Source organism: Exiguobacterium sp. KRL4, assembly GCF_001870785.1.
In the GTDB taxonomy this organism is placed as follows: domain Bacteria; phylum Bacillota; class Bacilli; order Exiguobacteriales; family Exiguobacteriaceae; genus Exiguobacterium_A.
Map to the genome: position 1 here is coordinate 264494 of NZ_MOLV01000001.1, position 6422 is coordinate 270915.

The 6422-nt window shown below is 47.5% G+C and carries 9 protein-coding genes; 8 read left to right on the forward strand and 1 reads right to left on the reverse strand.

Going from position 1 to position 6422, the window contains the following annotated elements; all coding sequences use genetic code 11:
* Positions 1 to 58: 58 nt before the first annotated feature.
* Positions 59 to 1183 carry a M20/M25/M40 family metallo-hydrolase gene (locus BLD48_RS01265; RefSeq protein ID WP_071498604.1) on the forward strand — a complete coding sequence of 375 codons (1125 nt, stop codon included), beginning with the start codon at positions 59 to 61 and terminating at the stop codon, positions 1181 to 1183.
* A gap of 57 nt (positions 1184 to 1240) precedes the next feature.
* Here BLD48_RS01265 and BLD48_RS01270 read toward each other — a convergent pair whose 3' ends face one another.
* On the reverse strand, positions 1241 to 1420 hold the full coding sequence (locus tag BLD48_RS01270; protein ID WP_071498605.1) for a hypothetical protein: 180 nt from the start codon (positions 1418 to 1420) through the stop codon (positions 1241 to 1243).
* Between the two features lie 107 nt (positions 1421 to 1527).
* Between BLD48_RS01270 and rnz the strand changes: the two genes are divergently transcribed.
* From rnz to BLD48_RS01305, 7 genes are read left to right on the forward strand one after another with little or no spacing between them, the layout of a single operon-like run.
* Positions 1528 to 2433, forward strand: a complete 906-nt coding sequence (gene rnz / locus BLD48_RS01275) for a ribonuclease Z (RefSeq protein ID WP_071498606.1) — start codon at positions 1528 to 1530, stop codon at positions 2431 to 2433.
* Between the two features lie 5 nt (positions 2434 to 2438).
* Positions 2439 to 3335 carry a hypothetical protein gene (locus BLD48_RS01280; protein WP_071498607.1) on the forward strand — a complete coding sequence of 299 codons (897 nt, stop codon included), beginning with the start codon at positions 2439 to 2441 and terminating at the stop codon, positions 3333 to 3335.
* Positions 3332 to 3742: a DUF4430 domain-containing protein gene (locus tag BLD48_RS01285; protein WP_071498608.1), complete on the forward strand. Its 411-nt coding sequence runs from the start codon at positions 3332 to 3334 to the stop codon at positions 3740 to 3742. The genes BLD48_RS01280 and BLD48_RS01285 overlap by 4 nt, the downstream gene beginning before the upstream one ends.
* On the forward strand, positions 3720 to 4418 hold the full coding sequence (locus BLD48_RS01290) for a hypothetical protein (protein WP_071498609.1): 699 nt from the start codon (positions 3720 to 3722) through the stop codon (positions 4416 to 4418). The genes BLD48_RS01285 and BLD48_RS01290 overlap by 23 nt, the downstream gene beginning before the upstream one ends.
* The gene (locus BLD48_RS01295) at positions 4381 to 5346 is read left to right on the forward strand and encodes an ATP-binding cassette domain-containing protein (RefSeq protein ID WP_236629898.1); all 966 of its coding nucleotides are present in this window, start codon (positions 4381 to 4383) and stop codon (positions 5344 to 5346) included. The genes BLD48_RS01290 and BLD48_RS01295 overlap by 38 nt, the downstream gene beginning before the upstream one ends.
* A complete protein-coding gene (locus BLD48_RS01300) occupies positions 5337 to 5903 on the forward strand; it encodes an ECF transporter S component (RefSeq protein WP_071498610.1) in 567 nt (188 codons plus the stop codon). The genes BLD48_RS01295 and BLD48_RS01300 overlap by 10 nt, the downstream gene beginning before the upstream one ends.
* Before the next feature lie 32 nt (positions 5904 to 5935).
* On the forward strand, positions 5936 to 6310 hold the full coding sequence (locus BLD48_RS01305; protein WP_071498611.1) for a hypothetical protein: 375 nt from the start codon (positions 5936 to 5938) through the stop codon (positions 6308 to 6310).
* Positions 6311 to 6422 lie beyond the last annotated feature (112 nt).

The window sequence follows — 6422 nt, forward strand, 5'->3', positions numbered from 1 at the left end:
TTAAAATGGTATACTAACAAAGCGCTAGACGAACTGAAAAATCGAGGAGGAATGCAACATGGTCAATGAGCAACGTGTGCTCGACACATTTTTAGAATTGGTCCAGATTGATTCGGAATCAAAAGAAGAGGCCCGCATCTGTGCTCACTTAAAAGACACATTCACGGCACTTGGATGTGATGTGTTTGAGGATGATGCCTCAACAAAAACTGAACATAAAGGAAATAACTTGATCGTCACGCTTCCGGCAACAAAAGAAGGTGTCGATAAAATTTATTTCACTTCCCATATGGATACGGTTTTTCCAGGTCAGGGAATCAAACCAATCATCGAGGACGGATACGTCAAGACGGACGGGTCAACGATTCTTGGAGCCGATGATAAAGCCGGACTGGCTTCATTAATCGAATTGGTTCATGTCTTGAACGAAACGAAACAACCGCACGGAAAGGTTCAATTCGTCATCACGGTCGGCGAAGAGTCTGGGTTAGTCGGTGCGATGGTCTTGGACCCGTCTAAAATTGATGCTGATTATGGGTTCGCCTTAGATTCAGATGGGAAAGTGGGAGATATCATCACGGCTGCCCCAACACAAGCTAAAGTGAATGCCAAGATCTATGGTAAAACAGCGCATGCCGGTGTTGCTCCAGAGAAAGGGATTTCAGCGATTACGATTGCAGCAAAGGCAATCGCTAAAATGCCGCTTGGTCGAATCGATGAAGATACGACAGCCAACATTGGACGTTTCAGCGGTGGGGGACCATCAACAAACATCGTCTGTGATTATGTCGAAATCTTCGCGGAGGCGCGTTCGCTTGTCGCTCCGAAAATGGAAGCGCAGACAGCGAAGATGAAAGCGGCGTTTGAAGACGTGGCAGCTGAATTTGGTGGACGCGCGGAAGTCGAAGTGAAAGTCATGTATCCCGGCTTTAAATTCGAAGCAGGGGATCAAGTCGTCGAAGTCGCGAAGGCGGCCATCACACAACTTGGACGAACTCCACGTCTCTTACAGTCTGGTGGCGGATCAGATGCGAACGTCATCGCAGGATTCGGTATCCCGACGGTTAACCTGGCAGTTGGTTATGAAGACATCCACACGACGAACGAAAAAATGCCGATTGAAGAACTCGTCAAAACGGCAGAACTATGTGTGACATTGGTCGATTACATCACAAATAAATGATGGAACACTAAAAAGAGTGTACCGCGACATTGCGGTACACTCTTTGTTCGTTTACGATTAAGTTAATTGAGGACGTTCGAAATATTCCATTGACTCAAGAATTAGCTCTTCCGTACATAGTAAGGTCGTTGCGATTTCTTGAAGTTGAATCGATTTTCCATATTGTTGCCGATAGTTCTCGTTCAATACGCGAGCAGCCTGTACGACACGTGCATAAGTCCGTTCGATTTTGGTCATGGAAAAACCACCTTTCGAATCAGTATGGGTTCATTTTAGCATGCTTTCGTCTGAGAAAGGTGTATTTTGTGTATAAAAAATGCTAATTTTGTGAAAAGGGGAAAAAGATGGAATTTTATTTTTTAGGGACGGGTGCAGGGATGCCGTCAAAACAACGGAATGTCTCATCAATCGCACTCCTGCATCCGAAAATGACATGGTTGTTTGATTGTGGGGAAGCGACACAACATCAGATGCTGCATAGCCCGATCAAGCCGCGGAAGGTCAGTACGATTTTTATCACCCATCTGCATGGAGATCATATTTTTGGCCTGCCTGGTTTTATCAGTACACGAGCAGCACTTGAGGGAACGACACTATTGACGATCTATGGTCCAAAAGGGTTGCGAGAGTGGTTGGAAGCGACTTTACGCGTGACAGGAACGTACTTACGTTATCCGCTCGACATCATTGAAGTCGAAGCAGGGCAAACGTATCAACAAGAAGGATTTCGAGTGACAGTCGAAGCACTGGAACATCGTTTTTTGGCGTATGGCTATCGCATTGAAGGGGAGGAAGAAAAAGGAGCGTTGCTTGTCGAGGCGTTACAAGAGTTAGGAATTCCGTCCGGTCCGCTCTATCGACGGATCAAGCAAGACGCGACGTTTGTCTTTGACGGGATCGAATATCAATCAGCGGACTTTTTAGGCGCACCCAAACCGGGTGTTAAATTGGCCGTTTTAGGAGATACAGTACCTTGTGCCGGAAGTATCTGCTTGGCGCAAGAGGTCGATGTCCTCGTGCATGAGGCGACGTTTGCCGATTCGGAAGAGGATCACGCCGGACGGTTCGGCCATTCGACGGCGCGGCAAGCAGCAGAAATTGCAAGACAGGCACAAGCAAAAAGATTACTGTTGACGCATATTTCTGCTCGATACGTCGATCAGGAACAACGATTGGAAGCGGAGGCACGGGAAGTATTTCAAGAGTCATACCTCATGATGGATCACCAGTCTGTCGTGATTAAGGGGTAAACAACATGGACTTTCTCATCCAATGGTCACTCTTTTTGTTGGCAAGCATCATTCTTGGTTTCTTTTTAGAAAAACGAACGGAAAAAGAACAATACCTGTATTTGAAATTTGTTTTTTATGCCTGTTTAGGAGCCGTTTCGTTTCCGGTATACGACATCCAGCTTCCGCTTGGCATCATCCTCTTTTTGATTGTCCTGCATCCGAAGAAAAATTCACGCTATAAACGGTATATGGCCTTATTCGGATTTCTTTTTTTTCTGCTCCAATTAATTTTAGGACCGTTCGATACATTTACACTTCGAGAAGAAACCCAGCAAATGGGTCAGGTCACGATCACGGACGAGTCGTTTGATACTTTGATGGATCACATCGATCGGCGGATCGGGGATGATTCGTTACGACTGGAGCAAAGTCAGTTGTTGTTTGATCAAGGCGGTAATCTGCGAAATGCAACGTTTGAATTGGTCGCGAAAAGTCCAAAACGATTTATTCGGTACGAGGTGTCGTATCAAGAAGTCACGGGGACCTTAACGTATCGCCCACGGGAAGAAGTCCTGACACGCTCCTTGGAATCGTATTATCAAAAATTAATCGATGCGTCGACCTCGTTTCAAACGTTACAGACGTTGTCGATCAAACAGATTCTACACGAATCAAAAACGCCCTACGTCGAAATGGATCTCGATGGTCTGTACGAAACGTTTAGCTTACAGGATGCGACGGTGTTATTGATTAATGACAAAGGAGAATTGACTCCTTATGTCAATACAGGAGACGATGTCCTTGCGAATGCCATTCGTTTGACCTATTTACGTTCTGACGGGCAATCGTTACAAGATAAAAAAATTCTTTTATACAATTACAGTTTTGAGACATCCAGACGAAAGGGAGTTGTACGATGAAAAAGTGGATCCTTATCAGCGGTATCGTCCTGCTTGCAGGGTGTGCGGACCAATCAGCAGATCAAACAGCTGAACCAAAGACGTGTGAACGGGAGGTAGAGGTATCGGTCGTCGATCATGCGAATGATAAGACATTATATGAAAAAGACATGTGTCTCAATGCATCCGAGACAGCGCTTGATGCGTTAGAAGAAACGGATCTTCCGGTCGTCAAAACCGGTAAGGGTGAGATGGCTTATGTGACGGCAGTCGACGGCATTCGGGAAAAATCTGCCGGAGCGGGCAGTGGCTGGGTATTTGGTGTCAACAAAAAACCGGGGCAAGTCGGTGCAGGCGCGTATGAGCTAAAAGACGGCGACCGGCTGGAATGGCGATTTGAAAAAGATGCAATGGCTTATTTTCAGTAAGGCAGAACGGGAGCGACTTCATCCGCTGAATGTCGCTCTTTTTGTAGTGGCGATGTTATCGGTCCCGTTCTTTCTACACACACATCTCAGTATGTCATTGCTACTAGTAGGACATGTGTTATTTTTCATCTGGCTTCGTCAGTGGGGAATCTTTCGTTATTTGTGGTTGCCGCTGATTTATATCGGAATGATGTACTTCCCACTTCTCGGTGGGGGTGCAGTTGACGCATACGGAATCTGGCTGACCGGTTTGACGGTTGCCGTGTTCGTGACATCGAGTCAGCTCACCTTTACGTTGGTTCGATTGGAACAGATGGGTCCTTTGTTTCGGATTCTGCCGCGTCTGACCCGTTTGACCGGGATGGTTTTAGCCATCTTACCGTCATTACTACGGACTTGGCCGGAAGTGAAGATGAGCCATCCGCATCAGTCGTTAGCAGTCAAGATGGAACGGGTCGCACTCTATCATCTTTTACCGGTTGAAGCGGTCCCGAGTCGATTACGACACTTTAATCGGGCTGATTTTTTCATCGGGCTACTCATCGGGAGTCTGTTTTTATTGATGAGGACGCCCCTTGCACCCGGAGCCGCTGCTTTCTTGCCCGTACTGCTGATTTTCTCAAAAGGAGGGATGCGTGATGCCTACTATCATTACAAACGAAAGCGGTTCGCTTGAGTTACTTGAACAATTAGCCGATGCTGCTGGGGCAGAGGTCTTCTATCCTGACCGTTTGTTACATGGTCGCGTCCGGGACGTGCTGGCGACGAATAGTTTGTTTGTAGCGGGAGAACTGGCGACGTTACTTGGGTTAGAAGCTTTTTTTGATCGGGAAACAAGTGAACTGTCTTCCGGGGAACAGCAACTGGTGTCCCTTGGACATAGCTTGTCTTCATTACCGGAAACAATCTTTTTAGCAGAACCCTTTCTATTTTTAGACCAGATCCGCAAAGCCCGATTGATGGTGTTATTCGAAGACATCGAACGACGATTTTCGTGTCACGTCACCTACTCGGTGACACGTCAGCAACCGTTGATCCGGAATCCTGTGCCGGAACCGGTCATCGGTCCGGTCATCGACGAGATGTTTCGGATTCAACACCGGTATCCGTTACAGAGCAAATATGCGTTATCAATCGAACGGCTATCCTTCCGCTCAGGCGAGCGGGTCGCCTTGATTGGTGCCAACGGAAGCGGGAAATCGACGCTGCTGCGTCTGCTGCTAGGGGTCGATCGTCCGCTTTACGGTAAAGTGAAGCGGACCGGGGACAAACGATACCTACCTGCACACCCGGCACTTGCACCTGCCGTGAGTGAACAGACACGTTCGTTCTCCGAACAGAAACACCGGTTGTTGGAACAAATTACTTGGACGGAAGCAGCCTACTACTTTGATGAACCGACAGCTGGTTTAACGGATCAGCAACGGACGGCCTTTATTCAAAAAATGCTCGAGCATCCCCATACATTAATCGTCTTGGCGACACATGATCCCGACCTGATCGTCCATGCCACTCGAATCGTCTATCTTGTACAAGGTGAGATTGCATTTGACGGTCCGACGTCGGTGTTCATCGAGCAGAGCAGGTTATACGAATGGAATTGATCCTATCAGCAGTCGTCGTCATCATTTTGCTTGTCCTTCGTTTTGAGTCCCGCCCGGTTTCCGAACCGATGCTTCGTTTCGTAGCGCTCGTCACGGCGGCTGCAATCGCAGGGCGGCTCGTGTTTTCCAGTATCCCGAACGTGCAACCGGCAACGGCACTGGTCCTCTTAGTAGCGGCTTGTGTCAGTCCGGTAGTCGGAACGATCGTCGGACTGCTTCTGGTCGTGTTGACGAGTCTGTTTTTAGGGAGCGGTCCGTTTGTGCTGTTTCAAATCATGGCCTACGCAGCGATCTGTCTTGTCTGTCTCTTGCCGGGCATGCAACTCAGGTGGATTTTGTCGCTATATGGTCTTGTCGCCGGTTTTTTTTATGGGTGGATCAGTAATTTAGGTTTTTTAATTTTTACGGATTTTTCACGAGAAGCGTTTTGGACGTTACTGCTGTCAGGTGGGGTGTTTGATCTGATGCATGGTATCTCGAATCTGGTTTTCATTTGGCTGTTACATCCGATTTTTTTACGGATTTTGCACTCGTTTGACGGAAATCAGGGTACATAATAAGTAATCCCATTAGATCGGAGTGAAGCGTGATGATCGGTTCGGCGCTGTCCATCACTTATCTCGTGTTGTTGTTACTTATTGCGGGTTTCGGTCTGTTATTTGGAAGTGTTCTGTTGCTGAAACAAACGATTCGGGGTCGCTATGCGGGGTTTTACCTGATCGCAGCCGCGATCTTTCCGGCAGCGATGCTCATCACATCGGTCGAAGGAGGACTGGTTGGACATCTGTTTTTTGAAACCGACCTCTTTTTATCGATTGTCGCCTGGTTGTTAGTACTCTCGAGCGGTTATATGGTCATGGTGACAGCAGCTGTCACGCTTCGGTATGTGTACCGCTATACGTCGATTCCGAAAATACTTCAAAAATGGTGGACCCATCGTTTTCATCGTCCGAAACCGAACTGATCCAACAGCAAACGGGACTGACTCATAAGTCAGGCCAAAATCAATCCTTGTGACGGACGGTTCGACATCCTCACTTTCCATGGGCGGAAGGTAAGCCCATAGATGTCAACTT